Source organism: Pacificoceanicola algae (assembly GCF_049341065.1).
Taxonomy (GTDB): domain Bacteria; phylum Pseudomonadota; class Alphaproteobacteria; order Rhodobacterales; family Rhodobacteraceae; genus Pacificoceanicola.
On sequence record NZ_JBMPIX010000004.1, the window covers coordinates 185,151 to 208,039 of the forward strand.

The following is a 22,889-nucleotide window of genomic DNA, read 5'->3' on the forward strand; positions in this document are numbered from 1 at the left end:
AGGGAGGCACCATGAAACGGTCGCGCATCAATGAGATCATCCAAGAGGCTGACACCTTTATCCGATCGCACGGGTATTCTTTGCCGCCCTTCGCGTATTTCTCGCCTGAAGAATTGCGCGCGGCGGACCACGATCAGATCAAGACACGGCGCATGGGATGGGACATAACCGATTATGGTGAGGGCGCCTTTGACGAAATGGGTCTGTTCCTGTTCACCACCCGCAACGGTCTGAACAAGGATCTGGGTCAGAAATCCGCGATGCTTTACGCCGAGAAAATCATGATCTCGCGCGATAACCAGCTAAGCCCGATGCATCGCCACGACATCAAGGTCGAGGATATCATCAACCGCGGTGGCGGCGATCTGGTGCTGAAACTGTACATGGCCGATGCCAGCGGTGGGATCGATCATGACGCAAGGGTCGAGGTCATGTGCGACGGGTTGCCCCGCAGCGTCGAAGCGGGCGGCCTGCTGAAGCTGAAACCCGGCGAGTCAGTGACGCTGTTCCCGAACAACTGGCATGCTTTCTGGGGCGAAGGCGGAGATGTGCTGATCGGTGAGGTTTCGACCGTGAACGACGATATGACCGACAACATCTTTGCCAAGCCCATCGGTCGATTTGCCAATGTCGAAGAGGACGAAGCGCCGCTTCACCTGCTGGTGTCCGACTACGATACGCTGCTGTAAAACCAGCTTCATTTCATTGGCGGCCAAAACAAAAACGCCCCACAAAACCTGCGGGGCGTTTCGTCGTCATTTCGGGACAGATCAGGCCATCGACCAACGTTCCGCCATGCGGGCGTTGTCCATCTGCCAAAGGTTGCCCACCGTCTCAGGCGAGGACACCTTGTTGCTGACAGCCTGCACGTAGTTGGCGAACATCGGGATGATCGCGCCACCATCGTCACGCAGGATTTGCTGCATCTCGTGATACATCTCCTTGCGCTTGGTCGTGTCGAGAGTCGCCCGCGCCTCGAGCAGTAGCTCTTGGAATCGCGGCTGATCCCACTGAGTGTCGTTCCACGGCACACCGGTTTCATAGGCCGTTGCAAACATCCAGTCCTCGGTCGCACGACCAGAGAAGTACGACGCGCAGAAGGGTTTTTTCAGCCAGACGTTCGACCAGTAGCCATCCGCCGGTTCCTGCACCACGTTGATATTGATGCCCGCACCCTTGGCCGAGGCCTGATACAGCTGCGCCGCGTCTACAGCACCGTTAAAGGCCGCGTTAGACACGTTCAGGTCGATGTTGAGCTCGGTCAGACCGGCCTCTTTCAGATAGAACTTGGCTTTGTCCAGATCGTAGGTCAGCGGTTCCATGTCCGCATAGAAGTACTGGTTTGCAGGGCCGATGGGCGTGTCGTTCGCAGCCAGACCGTGGCCCAGCAGGATCTTGTCGACCAGTTCCTGACGGTTGATGCCATACTTGAGCGCGCGGCGGATGTTGACGTCATCGAAAGGCGCGACCTTGGTCAACATCGGGAAGGTATAGTGCTGGTTGCCTGTCACTTCCTGAATGCGGACCATCGGGTTGGCCTTGAGCAGAGCCTCGGTCTTGAAGTCGATCCGGTTGATCGCGTCGACCTGACCGGTCAGCAAGGCGTTCATCCGCGCGGTGGAGTCGTTGATGGCGATATACTCGATCTCATCAAAGAAGCCCGCATCGTCGCCTTTGTAGTGGCTATCAACACGCTTGGCGGTCATGCGAACGCCCGGCTCGAATGAGGTTACTGCATACAGGCCCGTACCGATGCCATTGGCAATGGCCTCTTCGATCTGGCCAGCCGGGTACATCAGCAGGTGATAGTCGGACATCAGATAGGGGAAGTCGGCATTGCCCGCAGCAAGCGTGAACTGAACCTGATGTTCGCCGGTCTTTTTCATTTCCTGAATCGCGGAGACGATAGGCTTGGCGGCGGATTTCGCGCCTTCGGCCACATGCAGTTGCAGCGACTCGATCACATCATCTGCGCCAAATGGCTTGCCGTTGTGGAAAGTCACACCCTGACGCAGGTTGAACGTCCAGGTCTTGGCGTCCGGGGTTGCCTCCCAATCCGTGGCCAGTTCGCCAACGAGCGAGCCATCGGCGGCCACTTCGGTGAGGCTGTCGAAAACCGCGCCCTGGGCGCTGGCGATCATGTAAAGGTCGGAATGCGTGCGGCCATCCCAGCTGTCGCTGGTATTGGCCCCGTTCAGGCCCGCGCGAAGCCGTCCGCCGCGCTTTGTCTGGGCGCGCAGGGGTAGCCCCGAGGCGGCCAGAACACCGGCTGCGGCGCCTGTGGTCAAAAGTCCGCGTCTGCTGATGCGTGTCATATAGTGGTCTCCCTTTGTTTCAGCGGTCTTGGCCGCCTGAATACGTCGCCCTTATGGGGCGATTCCCTTGGTTATAACGCAGTTGACCCGATAAAAGGCGTCACTTTTGCGATTGCGCTAATCCATCTTTTGCACGGCGGCATCGCCAATGTTGTCCAGCCCTCGTTCCTTGAGAAGATTTGTCAGCCAGTCCGGGTCCATTTCTGGCACCGACGACAAAAGCAGATCGGTATAGGCATGGTGCGGCGGCTGGAACATTTCTTTCTTCGGCCCCTGCTCGACGACCTCGCCGTCCTTCATCACGACAACCTCGTCGGCGATGGATTTCACCGTGGCAAGATCGTGGGTGATGAACATATAGGACAGCTTGAGCTGATCTTGAAGATCGGCAAGCAGGCGCAAAATGCCCTCGGCGACAAGTTGATCCAGCGCACTGGTCACTTCATCGCAGATGATGAACTTGGGCTCGGCGGCCAAGGCCCGGGCGATGCCTATGCGTTGTTTCTGGCCGCCCGACAGTTCCGAAGGCAGACGGTGGAAATATTGATCGGCCGGCAGTTCGATTTGTTCAAGCAGTTCTTCCACGCGTTTGCGTTTCGCCTTGCCCGTCAACCCCATGTAAAATTCAACCGGGCGGCCGATGATGTCACCGATCTTGTTGCGGGGATTCAGCGCCGTGTCGGCCATCTGATAAATCATCTGAATCTGCCGGAGTTGGTCCTTGGATCGCTTACGATAATCGAGGGGCAGGGGTTGCCCGTCCAGTTCGATATGCCCGCTGCGCGGCGGCAGAAGTCCGGTAATGCAACGCGCCGTGGTCGATTTGCCCGACCCGCTTTCGCCAACCACCGCCACCGTGCGGCCTTCGTGAATATCAAAGCTGACATCATGCAGCACATCGACCTTGCCGTAGGCTGCCGTCACACCCTGAACCGAGATGACCGGCGTGGCGTCGGTCTGAACTGCAGGTTTTTGGGGGCGCTGGAATTCACGTACCGCCCAAAGGCTTTTGGTATAATCCTCTTTCGGGTGGGCCAGCATTTCGCGGGTCTCGGCCTCTTCGACCTCGTCACCTTTCAGCAAAACCTTGATCCGGTCAGCCATTTGGGCAACCACGGCCAAATCGTGCGTGATGTAGATCGCTGCGGTGTCAAACTCGGCCACGATCTCGCGGATGCTGGCCAGAACTTCGATCTGGGTTGTGACATCCAGCGCGGTCGTCGGTTCATCAAAAATGATCAGATCGGGCCGGCAGGACATGGCCATTGCCGTCATCGCACGCTGTAGCTGCCCGCCGGACACCTGATGCGGATAGCGAAAGCCGATTTCCTCAGGGTTGGGCAGCCGCAGTTTGCGGTAAAGTTCAATCCCGTCGGCCTCGGACTCGGCCTTGGACATGATGTGATGTTGGACCGGCGCCTCGGTGTGCTGGTCGATCAGCTTGTGCGCGGGGTTGAAACTGGCGGCAGCACTTTGGGCTACATAAGCGATGCGTTTGCCCAAAAGCTGGCGTTTCTGATCGGAACTGGCAGCAAGCAGATCAATTCCGTCAAACTTGACTGAACCTTTGGAAATCCGCACGCCGTCACGGGTAAAGCCCATGGCGGCAAGACCCAAGGTGGATTTCCCGGCACCCGATTCCCCGATCAGACCCAGCACTTCGCCTTTTTTCAGGGTCAGGTCGACACCGTTGATGATCGGCGTCCAATGCTCGTCACTGCGGCCTTCCATAACGATGCCGCGCATTTCAACAAGAAAGCTCATTCCTTCAACCCCGAGCTTCGTTGCAGCATCCAGTCCACCACAAAGTTGACTGCAACGGTCAGCAAGGCAATGGCGCCTGCGGCCATCAGGGGCAGGGCGGCCGTCAGCGGGCTGAAGGCAGCAAAGTTGATGAATTGGGCAAGATCACGAACCATGGTGCCCCAATCCGCAAGCGGCGGCTGAATCCCGACACCGAGGAAGGACAATGAGGCGATCGTCAGGAAGACAAAGCAGAACCGCAATCCGAACTCGGCCAGCAAGGGGGCCATGGCGTTCGGCAGGATCTCTTTGAAGATCAGATAGGTCAGCCCTTCGCCGCGCAGTTTTGCGGCTTCGATGTAGTCCATGACCACGATGTTCATGCCGACCGCGCGCGCCAGTCGGAAAACCCGGGTCGAGTCGATCACAGCGATGATCAACACCATGTAGACGGTCAGCAGCCACTTTTCCGAACCCGCCCATGCGCTGGCGATGGTCATCAGCAGCAGCGCAAAGATTAGCGAAGGGATCGCCATCAGCACGTCAACCCCGCGCGACAGGACCTGATCGAAGAAACCGCGCAGTGTCGCCGCCAGAAAGCCAAGCGTGCCGCCGATAAAGAAGGCAAGGCAAGTGGTGGCGAAAGCAATGCCCACGGTGTTCTGCGCGCCATAGATCAGGCGGGACAGAAGATCACGCCCGATCTGATCGGTGCCAAGCAGGTGATCCGGATTGCCACCGGTTGCGGCATTGCCGCCGGGCAGGGCGTTGACCTGTTGAAAAACATCGGCCTGACCATACGGCGCAAGCGCTCCTGCAAAAATCGCGAGGATGGCGTAAATGAGGATAACCAGAATCCCGAAGGACGCGGTCAGGGGCATCTGGCGAAACAGCTTGCGCGTGGCCTGAGTGCCGACGGTGCGGCCCAATAGCCGAAAGAGGTAAGCGGACAGTGCGAACAGGGCAAAGCCATGCACCGCCCACTGGAAAAAGGTCACGCCTGCGTCGGGAATCCCGGCGTCTGTCATCGCGGGCTGGAAATAATACCAAACCGCGAACAGCACCAAGGCCGCCGCCAGAACATACCCGAAGGCCACCGCATATGGCATGTCACGGAAGGCAGGCTTGTTTCCTGTGATTTTCCGGCCGACGAACCGGAACAACCAGCCGCCAAAGGTAATCGCCACAATGGCCACGATCAGGATCATCCAGCCGCTCATTTCGGGTGCCTCAGCCGCGGGTTCGACAGGACTGACAGGATGTCGGCGGTCAGGTTCAGCAGGATATAGGCTGCGGCAAAAATCAGGCAGCAGGCCTGCACCACCGGGATATCGCGAATCTTCACGCTATCAACGAAAAGCTGGCCGATGCCGGGATAGACAAAGACCACTTCGACCACGACAACACCGGTGATCAGATAGGCCAGGTTCAGGGCAATGACGTTGATGATCGGCGCCAGTGCATTAGGCAAGGCGTGCCGAACGATCACCCGCATCGGCTTGATCCCCTTGAGGCGCGCCATTTCGATATAGGGGCTGGCCAGCAGGTTGATGATCGCGGCGCGGGTCATCCGCATCATATGCGCCGTGACAACAAGCGTCAGGGTCAGCGCTGGCAGCAATGTCTTTTGAAGTCGCTCACCAAAGCCCATGCCGTCATAGATATTCGACAGTGACGGAAGCATCGGGTTCAGCACCGCGAGAAACAGGATCAGGATATAGGCCAGAAAGAATTCCGGGCTGGAGATTGAACTGAGCGTCGTCACGTTGGTCGCGCGGTCAAACACCGAATTGCGGTAAAGCGCGGCCAGAATGCCAAGAGTGACCGCAAATGGCACAGCGATGGCAGCGGTAACCCCGGCAAGGAACATGGTATTGGCAAAGCGCGGCGCGATCTGTTGCGCCACGGTGGTGCGCACACCGCTGTCATCCCCGACAAAGCTGGCAAAGTTCGCTTGCGCGAAAGAATTCCCCAGATCGCCATGAAGAGCAGACGCCAGCCACTGGAAATACCGGGTCACGGGCGGCTGATCTAATCCAAGGTCACGCCGGATTGCGTCAACCGCTTCGGGCGTCGCCCCCTGCCCCAGAATAGCCTGCGCGAAATCTCCGGGCAGCATATTCACCGCAGTGAAAATGACGATCGAAACGATGAACAGCGTAAGCAGTCCCAGCGCGAGACGCTGCAAGATTATTTTGAGAACCGAGTTCACGATCCCTGTCGGTTTGTTGTTATCATTGACTGGCAGGTTAACGGCTGCGCGAAGTCTGTAAACCCTTGTTATCAAATTCCGACACAAATGTCGGGTTCGAATAGCGTAAAGGCTTACGCCGACAGCGTTTCGGCGATCTGATCCATGGCGCGCACAAGTTCCGAGCTGATACCCGGTTCGGACAGGGCGTGCCCGGCGTTCCGGATCATCCGCAGATCGGCGTTTGGCCAGGCCTGAGCCAGCTCCCAGGCGCGCAGAGGCGGGCAGATCATGTCGAAACGCCCCTGCACGATGACACCGGGAATATCGCGGATCTTGTCGGTATTGGCCAAAATCCATCCATCGTGCTCAAGAAAGCCCTTGTTGACGAAGTAATGGTTTTCCAGCCGCGCGAAGGCGCGGGCATATTCACCCGGGGCTTCCCCTCCGTGACCCGAGGAATAGACCGATGCGAGCGCATTTTCCCAAGACGACCATGCCTGCGCATGTTTTGTCTCGACCCGCAGGTCTCCGCAAAACAGCCGTTTGTGGTAGGCCCCGATCAGGTCGCCGCGTTCCTCTTCGGGAATCAAGTCACGAAAGCGCGCCCATGTTTCCGGCCAGAATTGGCCTGCGCCGCCGCCATAGAACCAATCAAGTTCGGCCTGAGTCATCATGAACACACCGCGCAGCACCAACTGGCGCACGCGATCCGGGTGTGTAATCGCATAGATCAGCGACAGGGTGGCGCCCCAACTGCCGCCAAAGACGATGAATTGCTCTATCTCCAGCTCGGAGCGGATCGCTTCGATGTCAGCAACCAGATCCCAAGTGGTGTTGTCCTTGACGCTGGCGTGTGGCCGCGACCGGCCACAACCGCGCTGATCGAACAGGACAACGCGATAGACGTTCGGATCGAAATAGCGCCGCATTGCCGGGCTGCATCCGCCGCCCGGGCCGCCATGTAAAACGATCACGGGAATGCCTTTGGGGTTACCGCATTGCTCGACATACAGGGTATGCCCATCGCCCACAGCCATTGTGCCCTGATCAAAGGGATCAACCGGAGGATATAGATACAGCACTGCGCGCTTTTGGCTCGGGAATTTGTCCATGATCCAACTATATTAAAGCAGGTAGGCAAAAGACCATGGGGAAAGTCATGACAGTTACCGTCGATCCTGCGGAAGTGGCAAAGTTTGAGGCGATGGCCGCAGAGTGGTGGGATCCAAATGGCAAGTTCAAGCCCTTGCACATGCTGAACCCTTGTCGTCTGGATTATATCACGACTCAGATCGCAGGCGAATTCGATCGCGACCTGACAGACAAGGCACCGTTTGCCGGGCTTAGAATCGTCGATATCGGATGCGGTGGCGGGCTTTTGTGCGAACCCATGGCGCGATTGGGCGCCGAAGTTGTGGGCGTTGATGCGGCTGGCCGCAACATTCCCGTGGCGCAAACACACGCCGCGCAATCGGGCCTGACCATCGACTATCGCCATACCACCGCAGAGGCCGTCGTCGCAGGCGGTGAACGGTTTGACGTGGTGCTGAACATGGAGGTGGTCGAACATGTCGCCGACCCCCTGGCCTATCTGACCGCTTGCCAGGAGCTGCTGAAACCGGGCGGGCTGCACATCTGTTCGACGATCAACCGCAATCCAAAAAGCTTTGCCATGGCCATCGTCGGCGCCGAATACGTCATGCGCTGGTTGCCCAAAGGCACGCACGAATGGAACAAGTTCATCACGCCTGATGAACTGTACGAACTGATGCGCAACGCAGGCCTCGATCCCGTGGACCGCAAGGGCTTTGTGTTCAATCCGGTTAGCTGGAAATGGAGCCTTTCGGACAGGGATCTTTCGGTGAATTACGTGACCGCGGCGCTTAAACCGCAGTAGCCCATTGCCGGGGCCCGGATTGCGCGACATAGCTGGCGCATGGGTTTTCTTCGTTTTCTGACCGGGAACTTCCGGTGGCTGTCGGCTGGCATCATGCTGACCTTTCTGTCCAGCTTTGGGCAGACCTATTTCATTTCCATTTTCTCAGGCGAAATCCGCCAGGCTTTTGATCTGAGCCACGGGGCTTGGGGCGGTATCTATACCCTTGGCACAGGGGTTTCTGCGGCCGTCATGCTTTGGGCCGGAGCGCTGACCGATCAACACCGGACACGGATGTTGGGAGCTGTGGTTCTGGTGCTGCTGGCCTCGGCTTGCTTGTTCATGGCGTTCAATACCTGGGCCGCGATGTTGCCCGTGGTGATCTTTGCGCTGCGGCTGTGCGGACAGGGGATGATGAGCCATCTGGCCGTGGTGTCCATGTCGCGCTGGTTCGTCGCCTCGCGCGGGCGGGCGCTGTCGATCGCTGGACTTGGCTTTGCCTTGGGCGAAGCGATCCTGCCGGTCAGCTTCGTATCACTGATGTTGTTGGTCGACTGGCGTTGGCTTTGGGTCGGCGCGGCGGGGGTCAGCCTGATGGCTATTCCCGTCCTGTTTTTGCTGCTCCGACAGGAACGCACCCCGCAATCGCACGCCGAAAGCGATGTGTCTTTCGGGATGGACCAAAGGCATTGGACACGGCTTCAGGCCCTGCGCCATCCCCTGTTCTGGTTCATGGTGCCAGCTGTGCTGGGGCCATCGGCCTTTAACACCGCCTTCTTTTTCCAACAGGTTCACTTTGCCGAGGTCAAAGGCTGGGCGCATTTGGATCTGGTCGCCCTTTTCCCGCTCTATACGCTTGCTGCCTTTTGCACGATGCTGATCTCGGGCTGGTTGCTGGACAGATTCGGAACGCCGCGTCTGATACCTTGGTATCAACTGCCTATGATAATTGGCTTTGCTATCCTTGGGTTCAGCCAATCCCTGTCTCAGGCCTTTTTCGGGCTGATGTTTCTGGCCATGACGACCGGGGCGAACAACACGCTGCCAAACGCATTTTGGGCTGAATTCTACGGCACCCGGCATCTGGGCGCGATCAAGGCGACCGTGGCCGCCGTCATGGTGCTGGGCTCGGCTATCGGACCGGGGATTACAGGGGCGCTTATCGATTTTGGGGTCGGAATTGAAACCCAGTATCTATTTGTTTCGGTTTTCTTTGTCGTCACAACCTGCCTGATGGCGATCGGGGTCGGACGCGCAGTAAAAACGCTTTAACGCGTGCGCCGCAGATAGACGTAATACGCTCCTGCGCCGCCATGCTTGATATGCGCTTCGGCGACCTGCAGGACGGCTGTGTTCAAGGGTGCCTGTCGAAGCCACATTGGCACCTGACGTTTCAAAATCCCGCGCCGGTGAGGCATCGGATCATAGGGATCCTCGCGCGACCCCTTGCCCGTGATGACCAGAACCAGACGCAAGCCGCGAGTATACGATGTCATGATGAACCGCGACAAAGCAGGGTGTGCTTGGTCCAGCGTCATACCATGCAGGTCAATCCGCGCCTCGGGCGCCAGCTTCCCGCGTTTCAACCGGGTAAAAGCCTTGGAATCCATCTGAAGCGGATCAGCCTGTACCCTTTGGCTGGTCGTCTTGGGAAAGAAGTGCGTTTCTGTATGGGTTTGCGCGGTGTCGCCAAGCTTGAAACTGGGGATCGGCTGGACGGCGGGCTTGACCATCGCGCTGTTGGGTTTGGGTGCAGGGCGCTCAACCGGCTTTGGGCGTTTGTGCATGGGTTCTGCACTTTTTGCGACCTGCTGCCAAAGTTCCAGTTCTTCGGGGCGGACACGCCGCCGACTCATTGCACCGATTCCGGTAGCAGCGCATAGGCCCTTTGGATCGGCATGAAAACGATCATCCGGCCCGGATCTTTCAAAGTTCCGGCAATGCGCCCGGCGTCGTCCCCGGTGCCGATGAAGATATCCGCGCGCTGGGCACCCTTGATGGCAGACCCGGTGTCTTGCGCAATCATTAAACGGCGCAGCGGTTTTTTCCCGTCTTTCTCGATCCAGACCGGGGCGCCCAGCGGGGTAAAACTTGGATCAACGGCAATGGACCGCATCGTGGTGATAGAACGGTTCATCGCACCAAGTGGGCCTTTCTCGGCCGGGACTTCACTGACCTCGCGGAAGAACACGTAGGAATCATTATGGAACAAGAGTTCCTGCCCGTCATAGGGATTGCGCCGGACCCAGTTCTTGATGACCTGCGCGGACACTTGATGCGGCTGGTAAGTGCCTCGCCGGACCAGTTCCTGTCCGATCGAGCTGTAACTGTGCCCATTGAACCCGGCGTAACCGATACGGATGTGGCTGCCGTCCGGATACCGGACGCGGCCCGATCCCTGAACCTGCAAAAAGAACAGCTCGACCGGGTCATCGACCCAACAGATTTCCAGCCCCCGGCCGTCCATCACGCCAAGTGTCGCTATCTCGCGACGTGTCAGCCAAGGGCGGGTCGTCCTTGCTTCGTCTGGCATCTTGTAAATGGGGTAACGATAACGCGGCGTCCGAACCGGTGAGCCGTCAAGCTCGGGCTCGAAGTAGCCGGTAAAAAGCGCGTCTTTTCCGTCGCTGATCAGGACAGGACGAAAGAACAACTCAAAAAACTGCCGCGCATTCTTTGCATCCGCAGCCACGCCACAAAGGGCACGCCAATCGGGATCGTTCAAATCGTTGCAGGTGTTGAGAAAGGTCTGCAGCGCGTCTTCGTGACTGTCCTCGGCCCAGCCGTTCAAATCCCCAAAATCGAGGATTTCATAGTGCACCTCGGTCTGGGATTTAACTGGGTCAGTCATGAGGATTATCGCGAAAAGCGCTGCAAAGACCGTTCGTATCATTCGTCCGTTGCGACAAGCTGCCAGTTGGGATCATCGCTGCCCATATTGCGGGCGTAGGTCCAGATGTCCTTTTGCCGTTTGACCGCAGTCGGGGATCCTTCAAGCACCTGGCCTTCGGAATCCTTGGCAACGGAGGTCAGTTCACCGACGTATTTCACGGTGATTTCGGCGCGCTTGGTCGTGTCGTCAAAGGTGGCATTGACCAAAGACATCTCTCGAACGCCGACAAACTCGGATTCGATAGTGATGCCCTGCTCGGCCCGCTGATCAACGACCTGCTGGAAGGTTTCATAGACCTCAGGATCAAGGAACGGCACCAGTTCTTCGATTTTGCCGCGCTCAAACCCCATGAGGATCATCTCATAGGCGCCGCGCGCGCCAGACAGGAAGTCGGACACCCCAAAGCTTGGCTCGACGCGTTTCATCGCGGCCAGTGCTTTGGCGGAATCGGACCCCTCGGGAACGTGATCAGTGATGTCCAGATCAGGGCCGCCTTCGATAACCTCAAAATCACGCTTATCCTTGCGGGATTTTGAGGCTGCAGGAGCGGCAGGCTTTTCGAACCCGTCGCGCGTCCCAAGGACGCTGCGCAGGCGAAGGACAAGAAAAATGGCGATTCCGGCAAGAACCAGAAGCTGCAAGATAGGCGAGTTCATCTGCACCTCGTGCTGGGGGTGGATGGCAATTCATCAATTGCATTCCTATGTAGGTGCTGTGTGCAGGCAAGTCCACCTGCGCCGGGACAAGAAGGAGCCCTTCCCATGTGGTTGTTCATCGCCTTTCTGGCTGTTCCTCTGATCGAGATCGCGCTTTTCATTCAAGTTGGCGGTCTGATCGGTCTTTGGCCGACGCTTGGCATCGTCATTATCACGGCGATTTTGGGCACCTATCTTGTTAAACAGCAGGGTCGTGCGGCGATTGGGCAGCTGCAATCCTCATTTTCGCGGCTTGAGGATCCAAGCGAGCCTTTGGCCAATGGCGCGATGATCCTGATCGCGGGTGCCCTGCTGCTGACGCCCGGATTTTTCACGGATGCAGTTGGGTTTGCGCTGCTGGCCCCGCCGGTCCGGATGGCTGTTTTCGCCTGGGCACGCAAACGCGTGAAGGTTGCGCGCTTTGAAATGGGCCCTGATCCGCGACGTCCGCAGGCAGACCCAGGCGCGCAAAACCGCCCCGGCGACGTGATCGAAGGTGAATTTACGGAAGTTCCGGACGGGAAAAACCCCAATCATCCCGGCTCTGGCTGGACGAGGCATTGAGCAAGCAAGGCCTGCCTGTTAAGGCATAGCGCAATATTTTTTGATCTAGCGGAGTTCGGCTCATGGCGGAAAACGACAACGGCGCGGCGGCACAGGCCCCCCAACCCCCGAAAATGAACGTTCTTGCACAATTCGTGCGGGATCTGTCCTTTGAAAACATCCTGTCGCAAAAAGGCGTGACAGGCGAAGTTCAGCCTGATGTTCAGGTTCAGGTGAACCTTGATGCCAAAAAGCGGTCGGCTGAGCATCAATACGAAGTGATCCTCAAGCTGAAGGTTGAAGCCAAGTCCAAGGGTACCGGCGATCACCTGTTCCTGCTTGAACTGGATTACGCGGGCGTGTTCCAGATCGAGAACGTTCCCGAAGACCAGATGCACCCCTTCCTGCTGATCGAATGCCCGCGGATGATCTTCCCCTTCGTGCGCCGGATCGTTTCGGATGTCACACGTGACGGTGGCTTTATGCCGCTGAACCTCGACACCATCGACTTTCTTGCACTGTACCGCGCCGAGATCGCCAAGCGTCAGCAAGAAGCGGCGGCCGCTCCGGTATCCTGATGGGAGTTCTCGCTCAGGTCTTGGACCAGAGCGCGTTTTCCCCAAGTTTCTCGACAAAGGCGGCGTGAGCCGCCTTTTCTTTTTCCTTGATCCGTGGGGGCAGGGACGTCGGGCGTGGTTTTGGGCGCCAATTCAAATCTGCTTGGCCGCTGGATTGTTGCTGGGCAGGTGTCGCCAAGCCAAAGTCGGGCTGCTTGCCGCCAATCAGTTCCAGGTACACTTCCGCAAGAATTTCACTGTCGAGCAATGCGCCGTGCAATGTCCGTGACGAGTTGTCGATGCTAAAACGTCGACACAGTGCGTCCAGCGAGGCGGGCGATCCCGGGAATTTTTTCCGCGCTATCATCAGTGTGTCGACAGCGCGCGAATTGGCGATTTGCGGCAGGCCCATCCATTTCAGCTCGGCATTCAGGAACTTCATGTCAAAGCTGGCGTTGTGGATAACAAGGGTCGAATCCTCGATAAAATCCAGAAAAGCTTGGCCGATCGCTTTGAATACGGGTTTATCCCTCAGGATAACTTCGCCCGGATTGGGTGGTCGTGGAACACTCAGCAAATCCGGCCCGATCCCATGCACCCCAAAGGCCTCGTCTGGCATTCCGCGTTCGGGATTGATGTATTGGTGATAGGTCCGACCCGTGGGCACATGATTGAACAGCTCCAACGCCCCGATTTCGACGATGCGATCGCCGGCTTCCGGCTCAAACCCTGTGGTTTCGGTGTCGAGAACGATCTCACGCATCACTCAGCCCCTTTCGAATGTCCTGCATGATATCCTGCACCTGCCCGCGAGCATGCTCAAGGGTGTCAGTTCGAATGACATAGGTCGCGCGGGAACATTTTTCGTCGTTTGGCATCTGCCGCGACAGAATGCGCTCCAAGTCGTCTTGGGTCATCGTGCCACGCGCGAGCACTCGTTGAATTTGAATTTCTTGCGGAACAGTGACGCAGGCTGTTGCGTCCATTTCGGCGTCACCGCCAGTTTCAAATAGCAACGGAACGTCAAATACGCCGATCTTGTCCGGGTGCAGGCGGGCAAATTCCGTGCGGTCCTGTTGAACCAGTGGGTGAACGATGGCTTCGATCCGGGGCAGGGCGGTTTTGTCCGCTGCTATGATCTCGCGCAGACGATCACGCGAGATGGCGCCATTTTCTATTGCCTCAGGCCAGGCTTGTTGGATCGGCGAAACCGCTGCTCCTCCGGCGGAATAGAGTCTGTGTACCGCTGCATCAGCATCCCAAATCACGCAACCTTCTTCGGCAAACATTGCAGCGGTTGTAGATTTTCCCATCCCGATCGAACCGGTCAGTCCAAGACGAAACTTCATAGCATCACCGCATTTCGAGTGGCGCTGTCCACTTTGGGGCGCTGACCGAACCAACGCTCAAATCCCGGAACGGCTTGGTGCACCAGCATCCCAAGGCCATCAATCACTGTGCAGCCTGCAAGTGCTGCCTGTTCCAACAGGTGAGTTTTGAGCGGGCTATAGACAATATCCGTGACCACCATGTTCGGTTTGAGCGCGTCAAGCGGCACCCGGAAAGGTGGTTTCCCTGTCATCCCGAGCGAGGTTGTATTGATGATCGTCGAACTGCCTTCGACAATATTCCCGGCTTTGACCCAATCGTAAACCTGAACACGGTTGCCAAAATCCGCGCGCAGTTTATCAGCGCGGATACGCGTGCGGTTGGTTAGTCGGATCTCGGGTACACCGACATCCAGAAGCGAAGCGATCACCGCCCGCGCAGCGCCGCCTGCGCCAAACACGGTTGCGGCGCCGATCCGCGGGTTCCAATCCGGCGCACCTTGGCGCAGGTTCTCGATAAATCCATAACCGTCCGTGTTGTCGGCATGAATTCGGCCGTCAGTTCGAAAGATCAAGGTGTTCGCCGCCCCGATAAGCGTTGCCCTGTCCGAGATAAGGTCCGCGATTTCCATCGCCCGCTCTTTATAAGGAAGCGTGATGTTGACTCCGACGAATCCAAGATCGGGCAAGCGACGAAGGCAATCCGCCAATTTGTCAGATGCGATATCCATCGGGATATAATGGCCGGGCAGGCCATAGGTTCTGAGCCAGTGAGCGAACAACCGAGGAGAGCGGGAATGTGCCACGGGCGATCCGATCACACCAGCCAAGGGAATGCGGGTTGGGATCATGCCCGGATAACCCCTCTGAGGGAGAGGTAATTTAGGAGCTCCAGCAACGGGAGGCCAAGAATGGTGAAGTGATCGCCCTGAATTTGTGAAAACAGCCGAACGCCCTCTTTTTCCAGCTTGTAGGCGCCAACGGACTGGCCAATGTCAGGCCAATTGCGATCGATGTACTCATCAAGATAGCTGTCGGACACGTCCCGCATCGTCAGGCGGGCTGTTGAAACATGACGCCAGACCGGCTGCGCATTCTGATATAGAACTGCGGCCGAGAGCAACCGATGGGTCTTTCCGCGCAGTTTCATCAGTTGGTCACGCGCAGCGTTCGGTGTTTCTGGCTTTGAAAACAGCTGCCCTTCAAATTCGAGAACCTGGTCACAACCGAGAACCATATGTCCCGGCAGCTTACGCGATATTTTCTGGGCTTTCGCTTCAGCAAGCGCGTCGGCGATGTCCCGCGGTGTTGCCTCCTCTTCAAGAAGGGCATGTTTTATGGCCTGCTCATCTACCCGAGGCGATTCGATTTCGATCGCCAGACCTGCGGCGCGGAGTAAATCTGCGCGTATTTCGGAGCCTGAGGCGAGGATGAGGTCAAGATTCATGTGGATTAATACGCGGACAACTTTGTGGTCAGGGGTGATGATGTTTCTGGGGAAAAGGTCGCGATCATGCAAGCCTTGGGACGACTCAGCGAGTTCAAGGCGAGTCGTTGGAGTTTTCAAACCTGTGAAAGGGAAAACTTTAACTTGTGGGAGGGTTGGTGAAACTCCGGCTTATCCACGACGTGGGCCATCTTGAAAGCGAGGGCTTTTCCCAACCACCAAAAGCCCAAAACAAGGTTCAGGGAAAGAACCCACAAGAGTATCCCAAGTTCACGCCTCTGTGAGTAACTTTGGTAAGAAACATTAATCCACAGGTAAGATGTTCCCCTATCTAAATCAAAATCCTTTCTATTTTCTTTATTTATTTAAGAAGGCACCGTCGGAAGGGATGATCATTGACGAAACAGGGTGTCCCGGGTTAGGAGGCTGGTGTTCCTGTTCTGGAGCAGTTTCCCATTAAGTGACATGAGGCGGGCAGAAATGCCCGAAGGGCATCGTATGACCCAGGAAAGATTGAACCTTGCTGATCTGAAGGCGCAAAGCCCGAAAGACTTGCTGTCCATGGCGGAAGATCTTGAGATCGAGAACGCTTCGACCATGCGAAAAGGTGAGATGATGTTCCAGATCCTGCGCGAGCGGGCTGATGAAGGTTGGGACATATTTGGCGATGGCGTTCTGGAGGTCCTTCAGGACGGTTTCGGCTTTTTGCGCTCGCCCGAAGCAAACTATCTGCCGGGTCCGGATGACATCTATGTCTCGCCTGACATGATCCGTAAGTATTCTCTGAGAACCGGGGATACCATTGAAGGCGAGATCAAGGCACCGGACGGGGAAGAGCGGTATTTTGCCTTGGTCTCCGTCACGCGCATCAACTTTGAAGAGCCCGAAAAGGCGCGTCACAAGATTGCGTTCGACAACCTGACGCCGCTGTATCCGGACGAGCGTTTGAAGATGGAAGTCGAAGACCCGACGATCAAAGACAAGTCCGCTCGGGTCATCGATATGGTTGCGCCGATTGGGAAAGGCCAGCGCGGCCTGATCGTGGCGCCGCCGCGGACGGGTAAAACCGTGATTTTGCAGAATATCGCGAATTCGATCGAGAAAAACCATCCCGAGTGCTACTTGATTGTTTTGTTGATCGACGAACGTCCGGAAGAAGTCACCGACATGCAGAGATCGGTGAAAGGCGAGGTTGTGTCTTCGACCTTTGACGAACCGGCGCAGCGGCACGTCGCTGTTTCTGAGATGGTAATTGAAAAAGCCAAGCGCCTTGTTGAGCACAAACGAGATGTAGTTATCCTTTTGGACTCAATCACAAGACTTGGTAGAGCGTTCAACACTGTGGTGCCATCGTCCGGAAAGGTTTTGACGGGTGGTGTCGACGCAAATGCTTTGCAACGCCCCAAGCGGTTCTTTGGCGCGGCGCGGAATATCGAAGAGGGCGGATCGCTGACCATTATTGCCACGGCGCTAATCGATACGGGTTCGCGGATGGACGAAGTTATCTTTGAAGAATTCAAGGGTACCGGTAACTCGGAATTGGTTTTGGACCGCAAAATTGCTGACAAGCGGGTCTTCCCGGCGATTGATATTCTCAAGTCCGGCACACGGAAGGAAGATCTTTTGGTCGACAAGGTGGACCTGCAGAAGACGTTTGTTCTGCGCCGCATCCTCAATCCGATGGGCACGACAGATGGCATTGAGTTCTTGTTGTCGAAGTTGAAGCAGACGAAGTCGAATGCTGAATTCTTCGACTCGATGAATACTTGATCCCAGGCACGCCATGGATACGATCTTTGCCTTGGCGAGCGCGCCGGGGAAAGCTGGCGTTTCCGTTATCCGGGTCTCTGGCCCGGATTCGGAGAAGGCTGGAATAGATATTTGCGGAACGTTGCCCGCGTCGCGGCGTGCGGGATTGCGAATGTTGCGCGGGACAAACGGAGATCTGCTGGACGAAGCTTTGGTTCTGTTCTTTGAAGCCGGTAAAAGCTTTACGGGTGAAACAGTTGTTGAATTTCAAACTCATGGCAGTTTGGCTGTTGTTTCCGCAATTTTAGGACGGTTGGCCAAGATTGAAGGCCTGCGTCACGCTGAGGCGGGAGAATTTACACGCCGTGCCTTGGAAAATGGAAAGCTGGACCTGACGCAGGTTGAAGCGCTTTCTGATTTGATCGAAGCGGAAACCGAGGCCCAGCGGCGCCAGGCCGCGGAGGTTCTTTCGGGTGCCCTTGGAACATTGGTAGATAAATGGCGGACAGATATTATCCGTGCGGCATCGCTTCTGGAAGCGACTATTGATTTCGCGGACGAAGAAGTCCCGTTTGATGTATCAGATGAGGTGAGGGAGTTACTGTGCGGTGTTCGCCGCGAGGTAATGGCTCAGCTGAATGGACTTGAAGCAGCAGAGCGGGTTCGAGATGGTTTCGAAGTTGCGATCGTTGGAGCGCCTAATGTCGGTAAGTCCACTCTGCTCAATTTCTTGGCAGGGCGTGAGGCTGCCATTACTTCTGAAATTGCCGGGACGACGCGGGATGTCATTGAAGTTCGGATGGATATTGGGGGTCTTGCCGTAACATTGATAGACACCGCAGGGCTTCGTGAAACGGAAGACGCGGTTGAATCGATTGGTGTAGATCGTGCTAAAGTTCGTGCTGCCAGCGCAGATATTCGCATCCATTTACTGGAAAGTGGGCAGTCGCCTATTCTTGATGTCGAGGCATGTGACCTGGTCGTTATCGCAAAGGGTGATGTGCATTCTGCCGCAAACTCGATATCCGGGCTGACGGGAAAGGGCGTTAATGATCTTCTGGAAGCACTGAAGAGTCGGCTGCTGGAAATGACGGCAGGGGCAGGTGTGGCAAGTCGAGTGCGACATCGTAATGTCCTTGAGCGGGGTTTGGCCCAGATTGATTTGGCTTTGGAAAATTTGAAAGATGGTCCAGAGGCATATGATATTGTGAGCGAAGAAATTCGCGTCGCTGTTCGTGAAATGAGCTCACTTTTGGGTTATGTTGACGTTGAGCATCTACTTGATGAAATTTTTTCCAGTTTCTGCGTTGGGAAATGAGGAGTGTTTCACGTGAAACAAAACCGGTTTGACGTAATCGTAGTCGGCGGCGGACATGCTGGGACAGAAGCCGCAGCAGCGGCTGCGCGGATGGGCGCCAATGTTGCTTTGGTTACACTTCGTAAGTCCGATCTAGGAGTAATGTCCTGCAATCCCGCCATTGGTGGCCTTGGAAAGGGTCACCTGGTTCGGGAAATCGACGCGATGGATGGTGTGATGGGTGTAGTGGCTGACAAGGCCGGAATTCAGTTTCGGCTATTGAACCGTCGCAAAGGACCAGCAGTTCAGGGGCCGAGAGCGCAGGCAGACCGCAAAATCTACCGCGAGACCATGCAGCTTCTGATGTCCTCCATCCCCAACCTCGAGATTATTGAGGGTGAAGTGGTCGACTTCCTCATGCAGGGCTCAAAGATATCCGGTGTTCGGCTTGCAACGCAGGTCGATCTGGAGGCTCGCACAGTTGTTTTGACAAGCGGAACCTTTTTGCGCGGGACAATCCATATCGGCGATGAGACGACAGCGGGTGGACGTATGGGAGATCGACCGTCGGTGCGTTTAGCCGAGCGGATTGACGATTTCGGATTGTCCCTTGGTCGATTGAAGACGGGCACGCCGCCGCGTTTAGACGGGCGCACAATCAACTGGGACGTCTTGGAGAAACAGCCGGGCGACCCAGATCCCGTCCTGTTTTCGTTTATGTCGAAGTCGGTTTCGGCTCGGCAGATTTCCTGTGGAATTAGTCACACGAACTCTCATACACATGATATTATTCGAGAAAACCTCGAAAGATCGGCAATGTATGGCGGTCATATCAACGGAGTTGGGCCAAGATACTGTCCATCGATCGAAGATAAGGTCGTTCGCTTCTCGGAAAAGGAAAGTCACCAAATCTTTCTTGAGCCAGAAGGTCTTGATGATACGACGGTATATCCGAATGGCATTTCAACCTCTCTACCGAGGGATGTTCAGATTGCGTATGTACGCAGTATTGTTGGCTTGGAAAAGGTTGAGATTTTGCAGCCTGGTTATGCCATCGAGTATGACTATGTCGATCCGCGAGAGCTTGATACTCGTCTGGCGTTGAGAAATGTAGCTGGCCTGTATTTGGCTGGGCAGATTAATGGAACAACGGGTTATGAAGAAGCAGCAGCTCAAGGGCTGGTTGCAGGACTGAACGCGGCCTCAGAGGCCCTGAACTTGGATCCAGTGCGCTTTGCACGGAGTGAAAGTTATATCGGCGTTATGGTTGACGATCTGACAACTCGCGGTGTTACAGAACCTTATAGGATGTTTACCTCGCGTGCCGAGTACCGCCTGTCCCTGCGGGCTGACAATGCAGATCAGCGGCTTACGCCAAAGGCAATTTCTCTGGGCTGCGTCTCTGAGGTTCGGAGGGTCGCCTTCGAAGAAAAACTTTCTAAACTTCAGAACGCAAAAGAAATTTTGGACGAAACGTTTTTGTCGCCGAATGATTTGGTTGCTTTGAACACGGATGTGAAATTGGACGGGACTAAACGGTCTGCCTATCAGGCCCTTTCGTTCAAAGACGTAGAGTTTTGTGACCTGAAGCTGATGAACAAAAGTCTAAATTTGATTGAGGATGCAATCGGGGAACAGATGAAGTGTGAAGCCCTATATGCAAACTACATCGAACGTCAGCAACGAGACGTCGAGATTTTGCGTAAGGACGAGGCTGCAAGGATTCCCGCTGATTTCGATTTCAATGTACTCTCCAGCCTGTCGGCGGAGTTGAAGGCCAAGCTTAACAAGGTGAAACCAGAGGATATTTCTCAAGCGAGCCGAATAGATGGCATGACCCCTGCGGCGTTGACTCTTATCTTGGCGAAGCTCAAGCAAAATTCGCGTCGAAAGTCTGCTTGATGGATCTTCACACCGCGATCGGAGTAAATGTTTCACGTGAAACACAAAGCCGATTGGAAAATTATCTGGAACTGCTGCAGGTCTGGAATAAAAAGATCAACATCGTCTCTCCTGCTACTTTGCGGGAAGCATGGCTGCGGCACATCATAGATTCGGCGCAAGTTTTTCGTCATGCCCACTGCGAAAATGGCACTTGGGTCGACTTGGGGAGCGGAGGCGGCTTCCCTGGAATGGTTATTGCAATCCTTGCCGCGGAGCTTAAACCCCAATTAGAAGTGGTATTGGTAGAAAGCGACGCGCGAAAAGCCACATTTCTGCGAACAGTGGCACGAAAAACGATGGTAAAAGCGATTGTTATTACTGACAGAATCGAACGGACCAAGCCGCTGGATGCGCAATTAGTCTCAGCTCGCGCGCTCGCGCCTCTTCCGCTTCTATTGGGTTATGTTGCCCGTCATTTGAGCGCAGATGGCTCTGCATACTTGCTCAAGGGCGCGAACTGGGAAAGCGAACTGACGGCCGCTCAAGAGTTGTGGAACTTTCAAAGCACACCACATAAAAGCATCACTGACCCAAACTCGGTTATCCTTGAAATTGGAGAACTCAAACATGTCTGATCCGACGCGCGCGGCTGGCCCAAAGATCATCGCTGTCGCAAATCAAAAAGGCGGTGTCGGCAAAACGACCACGACAATCAACCTTGGCGCGGCAATGGCTGAACTCGGGCTACGGGTGCTCGTGATCGATCTGGATCCTCAAGGAAACGCATCGACGGGCTTGGGGGTCGAACCTGAAGATCGGGGCTACACCACTTACGAACTTTTGTTGGAAGATATAGCGCTGCGCGATGTAATCCTGCCAACGACGACCAAGAACTTGATGCTTGTTCCTGCGACGGTAGACCTGAGCTCGGCCGACATGGAATTGATTTCGAACGAAAAGCGCAGTTTTCTGTTGCACGATGTTTTGCGTCAGCCGGCGATGGACGACTTTCACTTCGACTATATCCTGATTGACTGCCCGCCGTCGCTCAACCTCTTGACTGTCAATGCGATGGTGGCCGCGCATTCGGTCCTCGTCCCACTTCAAAGCGAATTTTTCGCGCTGGAAGGGCTCTCGCAACTTATGTTGACCATCCGTGATGTTCGTCAATCCGCGAATCCTGACCTGCGGATCGAGGGGGTGGTGCTGACGATGTACGACGCCAGGAACAATCTTTCCCAGCAAGTCGAGGCCGATGCGCGGGCAAACTTGGCTGATTTGGTGTTTGACACCGTCATACCCAGGAACGTTCGGGTCAGCGAGGCGCCGTCTTACGCTTTGCCTGTCCTGGCTTACGACACGCAATCCAAAGGCGCCGCGGCCTATCGAATGCTTGCGGATGAGCTTGTAAAAAGAAACGCTAGATTGGCGGCTTAGCGTCAGTCGAAAAGAACAGGGGGCTGAAATGGCAGACAAGAAAGAACAACGCAGAGGGTTGGGCCGCGGCCTTTCGGCGCTAATGGCCGATGTTGAAACGCGCCCACAGCAGACGGGTAATGACGGCGCCAGTCGACCAGATCGTGTTGTCCCGATTGAGCGCGTCCTCCCAAACCCTGATCAGCCCCGACGCACTTTTACAGAAGCGCAGCTTCAGGAGTTGGCGGACTCCATCAAGACCAAGGGCATTATCCAGCCGCTGCTTGTTCGAGTGAACCCGAAGAATGTAGACCAGTTTGAAATCGTTGCTGGCGAACGTCGCTGGCGCGCTGCTCAGATGGCCCAGCTCCATGAAGTTCCGGTTCTGGTTCGCGATTTCGATGATACCGAAGTGCTGGAAGTTGCGATCATCGAAAATATTCAGCGGGCTGATCTGAACGCAATCGAAGAGGCCGCCGGTTATCGGCAATTGATGTTCAAATTCGGTCACACTCAGGAAAAACTGGCCGAGGCATTGGGCAAAAGTCGCAGCCACATTGCAAACCTGATGCGTCTTCTTAATCTTCCGGAAAGCGTCCAAGAAATGGTGGAGCAGGGGGACCTAAGCGCTGGACATGCGCGGACATTGATCACTGCCCCGAATCCAGAAGAGTTGGCCAAAACAATTGTCGCCAAAGGTCTTTCCGTACGCGCGGCCGAGCAACTTGCCAAATCTGCAACCAATCCCAGTCAGCCGAAACCAAAACCCGAAGGCAGCTTCAAAGTTGAAAAAGATGCAGACACACGCGCGTTGGAAGGTGATCTATCCGCTGCACTCAGCATGAAGGTGTCTATTGATCACAAGCCGGGACAAGAAGCTGGAAAACTGACGATTTCATACGACTCTTTGGAACAGCTTGATGCGCTTTGCGCAATGCTGAGCGTTGGCTGA

Annotated in this window: 23 protein-coding genes; 11 read left to right on the forward strand and 12 right to left on the reverse strand. The window is 55.9% G+C overall.

Annotated features, from left to right (window positions below):
* Positions 1-11 precede the first annotated feature (11 nt).
* The gene (locus ACOYQJ_RS07905) at positions 12-689 is read left to right on the forward strand and encodes a D-lyxose/D-mannose family sugar isomerase (protein WP_422905476.1); all 678 of its coding nucleotides are present in this window, start codon (positions 12-14) and stop codon (positions 687-689) included.
* A gap of 81 nt (positions 690-770) precedes the next feature.
* Here the strand turns inward: ACOYQJ_RS07905 and ACOYQJ_RS07910 are convergent, their stop codons facing one another.
* From ACOYQJ_RS07910 to pip, 5 genes are all read right to left on the reverse strand, one after another.
* Entirely contained in the window at positions 771-2,315 is a 1,545-nt protein-coding gene (locus ACOYQJ_RS07910; RefSeq protein ID WP_422905477.1) for an ABC transporter substrate-binding protein, read from the reverse strand.
* Positions 2,316-2,432: 117 nt separating this feature from the next.
* On the reverse strand, positions 2,433-4,079 hold the full coding sequence (locus ACOYQJ_RS07915; protein ID WP_422905478.1) for an ABC transporter ATP-binding protein: 1,647 nt from the start codon (positions 4,077-4,079) through the stop codon (positions 2,433-2,435).
* Positions 4,076-5,278: an ABC transporter permease gene (locus ACOYQJ_RS07920; RefSeq protein ID WP_422905479.1), complete on the reverse strand. Its 1,203-nt coding sequence runs from the start codon at positions 5,276-5,278 to the stop codon at positions 4,076-4,078. Before ACOYQJ_RS07920 ends, ACOYQJ_RS07915 begins: the two co-directional genes overlap by 4 nt.
* On the reverse strand, positions 5,275-6,270 hold the full coding sequence (locus ACOYQJ_RS07925; protein ID WP_422905480.1) for an ABC transporter permease: 996 nt from the start codon (positions 6,268-6,270) through the stop codon (positions 5,275-5,277). Before ACOYQJ_RS07925 ends, ACOYQJ_RS07920 begins: the two co-directional genes overlap by 4 nt.
* A 113-nt stretch (positions 6,271-6,383) precedes the next feature.
* The gene (gene pip / locus ACOYQJ_RS07930) at positions 6,384-7,364 is read right to left on the reverse strand and encodes a prolyl aminopeptidase (RefSeq protein WP_422905481.1); all 981 of its coding nucleotides are present in this window, start codon (positions 7,362-7,364) and stop codon (positions 6,384-6,386) included.
* A 47-nt stretch (positions 7,365-7,411) separates the two neighbouring features.
* Between pip and ubiG the strand changes: the two genes are divergently transcribed.
* A complete protein-coding gene (gene ubiG, locus ACOYQJ_RS07935; RefSeq protein ID WP_422905482.1) occupies positions 7,412-8,149 on the forward strand; it encodes a bifunctional 2-polyprenyl-6-hydroxyphenol methylase/3-demethylubiquinol 3-O-methyltransferase UbiG in 738 nt (245 codons plus the stop codon).
* A 39-nt stretch (positions 8,150-8,188) separates the two neighbouring features.
* Positions 8,189-9,400: an MFS transporter gene (locus ACOYQJ_RS07940; RefSeq protein ID WP_422905483.1), complete on the forward strand. Its 1,212-nt coding sequence runs from the start codon at positions 8,189-8,191 to the stop codon at positions 9,398-9,400.
* On the opposite strand, the gene ACOYQJ_RS07945 is transcribed toward ACOYQJ_RS07940, so the two are convergent.
* Genes ACOYQJ_RS07945 through ACOYQJ_RS07955 form a run of 3 tightly spaced genes read right to left on the reverse strand, consistent with a single transcriptional unit; the run spans position 9,397 to position 11,677 of the window.
* Positions 9,397-9,984: a Smr/MutS family protein gene (locus ACOYQJ_RS07945; protein ID WP_422905484.1), complete on the reverse strand. Its 588-nt coding sequence runs from the start codon at positions 9,982-9,984 to the stop codon at positions 9,397-9,399. The two genes, ACOYQJ_RS07940 and ACOYQJ_RS07945, sit on opposite strands and share 4 nt — an antisense overlap.
* Entirely contained in the window at positions 9,981-10,979 is a 999-nt protein-coding gene (mltA, locus tag ACOYQJ_RS07950) for a murein transglycosylase A (protein WP_422905485.1), read from the reverse strand. The genes ACOYQJ_RS07945 and mltA overlap by 4 nt, the downstream gene beginning before the upstream one ends.
* Before the next feature lie 38 nt (positions 10,980-11,017).
* Entirely contained in the window at positions 11,018-11,677 is a 660-nt protein-coding gene (locus ACOYQJ_RS07955) for a Tim44/TimA family putative adaptor protein (protein ID WP_422905486.1), read from the reverse strand.
* A 105-nt stretch (positions 11,678-11,782) separates the two neighbouring features.
* On the opposite strand from ACOYQJ_RS07955, the gene ACOYQJ_RS07960 reads away from it, so the two are divergent.
* Together ACOYQJ_RS07960 and secB are read left to right on the forward strand one after the other, a co-directional pair.
* Positions 11,783-12,280, forward strand: coding sequence for an FxsA family protein (locus tag ACOYQJ_RS07960; RefSeq protein ID WP_422905487.1), 498 nt, complete (start codon positions 11,783-11,785; stop codon positions 12,278-12,280).
* A 62-nt stretch (positions 12,281-12,342) separates the two neighbouring features.
* Positions 12,343-12,837 (forward strand): protein-export chaperone SecB, encoded by a 495-nt coding sequence (secB, locus tag ACOYQJ_RS07965; protein ID WP_422905488.1) that lies wholly within the window; start codon positions 12,343-12,345, stop codon positions 12,835-12,837.
* A gap of 13 nt (positions 12,838-12,850) precedes the next feature.
* On the opposite strand, the gene dnaQ is transcribed toward secB, so the two are convergent.
* The 4 genes from dnaQ to ACOYQJ_RS07985 are packed head-to-tail and all read right to left on the reverse strand — an operon-like array spanning position 12,851 to position 15,591.
* Positions 12,851-13,579 (reverse strand): DNA polymerase III subunit epsilon, encoded by a 729-nt coding sequence (gene dnaQ / locus ACOYQJ_RS07970; protein WP_422905489.1) that lies wholly within the window; start codon positions 13,577-13,579, stop codon positions 12,851-12,853.
* A complete protein-coding gene (coaE, locus tag ACOYQJ_RS07975) occupies positions 13,572-14,165 on the reverse strand; it encodes a dephospho-CoA kinase (RefSeq protein ID WP_422905490.1) in 594 nt (197 codons plus the stop codon). Before coaE ends, dnaQ begins: the two co-directional genes overlap by 8 nt.
* Positions 14,162-14,995 carry a shikimate dehydrogenase gene (locus ACOYQJ_RS07980; RefSeq protein WP_422905491.1) on the reverse strand — a complete coding sequence of 278 codons (834 nt, stop codon included), beginning with the start codon at positions 14,993-14,995 and terminating at the stop codon, positions 14,162-14,164. The genes coaE and ACOYQJ_RS07980 overlap by 4 nt, the downstream gene beginning before the upstream one ends.
* Positions 14,992-15,591 (reverse strand): Maf family protein, encoded by a 600-nt coding sequence (locus tag ACOYQJ_RS07985; RefSeq protein ID WP_422905703.1) that lies wholly within the window; start codon positions 15,589-15,591, stop codon positions 14,992-14,994. The genes ACOYQJ_RS07980 and ACOYQJ_RS07985 overlap by 4 nt, the downstream gene beginning before the upstream one ends.
* A 498-nt stretch (positions 15,592-16,089) precedes the next feature.
* On the opposite strand from ACOYQJ_RS07985, the gene rho reads away from it, so the two are divergent.
* Genes rho through ACOYQJ_RS08015 form a run of 6 tightly spaced genes read left to right on the forward strand, consistent with a single transcriptional unit; the run spans position 16,090 to position 22,889 of the window.
* A complete protein-coding gene (gene rho, locus ACOYQJ_RS07990; RefSeq protein ID WP_422905492.1) occupies positions 16,090-17,361 on the forward strand; it encodes a transcription termination factor Rho in 1,272 nt (423 codons plus the stop codon).
* Between the two features lie 13 nt (positions 17,362-17,374).
* Entirely contained in the window at positions 17,375-18,658 is a 1,284-nt protein-coding gene (mnmE, locus tag ACOYQJ_RS07995; RefSeq protein WP_422905493.1) for a tRNA uridine-5-carboxymethylaminomethyl(34) synthesis GTPase MnmE, read from the forward strand.
* 3 nt (positions 18,659-18,661) lie between these two features.
* Positions 18,662-20,539 carry a tRNA uridine-5-carboxymethylaminomethyl(34) synthesis enzyme MnmG gene (gene mnmG / locus ACOYQJ_RS08000; RefSeq protein WP_422905494.1) on the forward strand — a complete coding sequence of 626 codons (1,878 nt, stop codon included), beginning with the start codon at positions 18,662-18,664 and terminating at the stop codon, positions 20,537-20,539.
* The gene (gene rsmG / locus ACOYQJ_RS08005; RefSeq protein ID WP_422905495.1) at positions 20,539-21,156 is read left to right on the forward strand and encodes a 16S rRNA (guanine(527)-N(7))-methyltransferase RsmG; all 618 of its coding nucleotides are present in this window, start codon (positions 20,539-20,541) and stop codon (positions 21,154-21,156) included. Before mnmG ends, rsmG begins: the two co-directional genes overlap by 1 nt.
* Positions 21,149-21,958, forward strand: a complete 810-nt coding sequence (locus tag ACOYQJ_RS08010) for a ParA family protein (protein ID WP_422905496.1) — start codon at positions 21,149-21,151, stop codon at positions 21,956-21,958. Before rsmG ends, ACOYQJ_RS08010 begins: the two co-directional genes overlap by 8 nt.
* Positions 21,959-21,986: 28 nt before the next feature.
* The gene (locus ACOYQJ_RS08015; protein WP_422905497.1) at positions 21,987-22,889 is read left to right on the forward strand and encodes a ParB/RepB/Spo0J family partition protein; all 903 of its coding nucleotides are present in this window, start codon (positions 21,987-21,989) and stop codon (positions 22,887-22,889) included.

Bases quoted from the DNA above. Each gene is read 5' to 3' on its own strand.
- ACOYQJ_RS07905 (WP_422905476.1), top strand. From the start codon at position 12: ATGAAACGGTCGCGCATCAATGAGATCATCCAAGAGGCTGACACCTTT.
- ACOYQJ_RS07910 (WP_422905477.1), bottom strand. From the start codon at position 2,315: ATGACACGCATCAGCAGACGCGGACTTTTGACCACAGGCGCCGCAGCC.
- ACOYQJ_RS07915 (WP_422905478.1), bottom strand. From the start codon at position 4,079: ATGAGCTTTCTTGTTGAAATGCGCGGCATCGTTATGGAAGGCCGCAGT.
- ACOYQJ_RS07920 (WP_422905479.1), bottom strand. From the start codon at position 5,278: ATGAGCGGCTGGATGATCCTGATCGTGGCCATTGTGGCGATTACCTTT.
- pip (WP_422905481.1), bottom strand. From the start codon at position 7,364: ATGGACAAATTCCCGAGCCAAAAGCGCGCAGTGCTGTATCTATATCCT.
- ubiG (WP_422905482.1), top strand. From the start codon at position 7,412: ATGACAGTTACCGTCGATCCTGCGGAAGTGGCAAAGTTTGAGGCGATG.
- ACOYQJ_RS07940 (WP_422905483.1), top strand. From the start codon at position 8,189: ATGGGTTTTCTTCGTTTTCTGACCGGGAACTTCCGGTGGCTGTCGGCT.
- ACOYQJ_RS07945 (WP_422905484.1), bottom strand. From the start codon at position 9,984: ATGAGTCGGCGGCGTGTCCGCCCCGAAGAACTGGAACTTTGGCAGCAG.
- mltA (WP_422905485.1), bottom strand. From the start codon at position 10,979: ATGACTGACCCAGTTAAATCCCAGACCGAGGTGCACTATGAAATCCTC.
- ACOYQJ_RS07955 (WP_422905486.1), bottom strand. From the start codon at position 11,677: ATGAACTCGCCTATCTTGCAGCTTCTGGTTCTTGCCGGAATCGCCATT.
- ACOYQJ_RS07960 (WP_422905487.1), top strand. From the start codon at position 11,783: ATGTGGTTGTTCATCGCCTTTCTGGCTGTTCCTCTGATCGAGATCGCG.
- secB (WP_422905488.1), top strand. From the start codon at position 12,343: ATGGCGGAAAACGACAACGGCGCGGCGGCACAGGCCCCCCAACCCCCG.
- dnaQ (WP_422905489.1), bottom strand. From the start codon at position 13,579: ATGCGTGAGATCGTTCTCGACACCGAAACCACAGGGTTTGAGCCGGAA.
- coaE (WP_422905490.1), bottom strand. From the start codon at position 14,165: ATGAAGTTTCGTCTTGGACTGACCGGTTCGATCGGGATGGGAAAATCT.
- ACOYQJ_RS07980 (WP_422905491.1), bottom strand. From the start codon at position 14,995: ATGATCCCAACCCGCATTCCCTTGGCTGGTGTGATCGGATCGCCCGTG.
- ACOYQJ_RS07985 (WP_422905703.1), bottom strand. From the start codon at position 15,591: ATGAATCTTGACCTCATCCTCGCCTCAGGCTCCGAAATACGCGCAGAT.
- rho (WP_422905492.1), top strand. From the start codon at position 16,090: ATGACCCAGGAAAGATTGAACCTTGCTGATCTGAAGGCGCAAAGCCCG.
- mnmE (WP_422905493.1), top strand. From the start codon at position 17,375: ATGGATACGATCTTTGCCTTGGCGAGCGCGCCGGGGAAAGCTGGCGTT.
- rsmG (WP_422905495.1), top strand. From the start codon at position 20,539: ATGGATCTTCACACCGCGATCGGAGTAAATGTTTCACGTGAAACACAA.
- ACOYQJ_RS08010 (WP_422905496.1), top strand. From the start codon at position 21,149: ATGTCTGATCCGACGCGCGCGGCTGGCCCAAAGATCATCGCTGTCGCA.
- ACOYQJ_RS08015 (WP_422905497.1), top strand. From the start codon at position 21,987: ATGGCAGACAAGAAAGAACAACGCAGAGGGTTGGGCCGCGGCCTTTCG.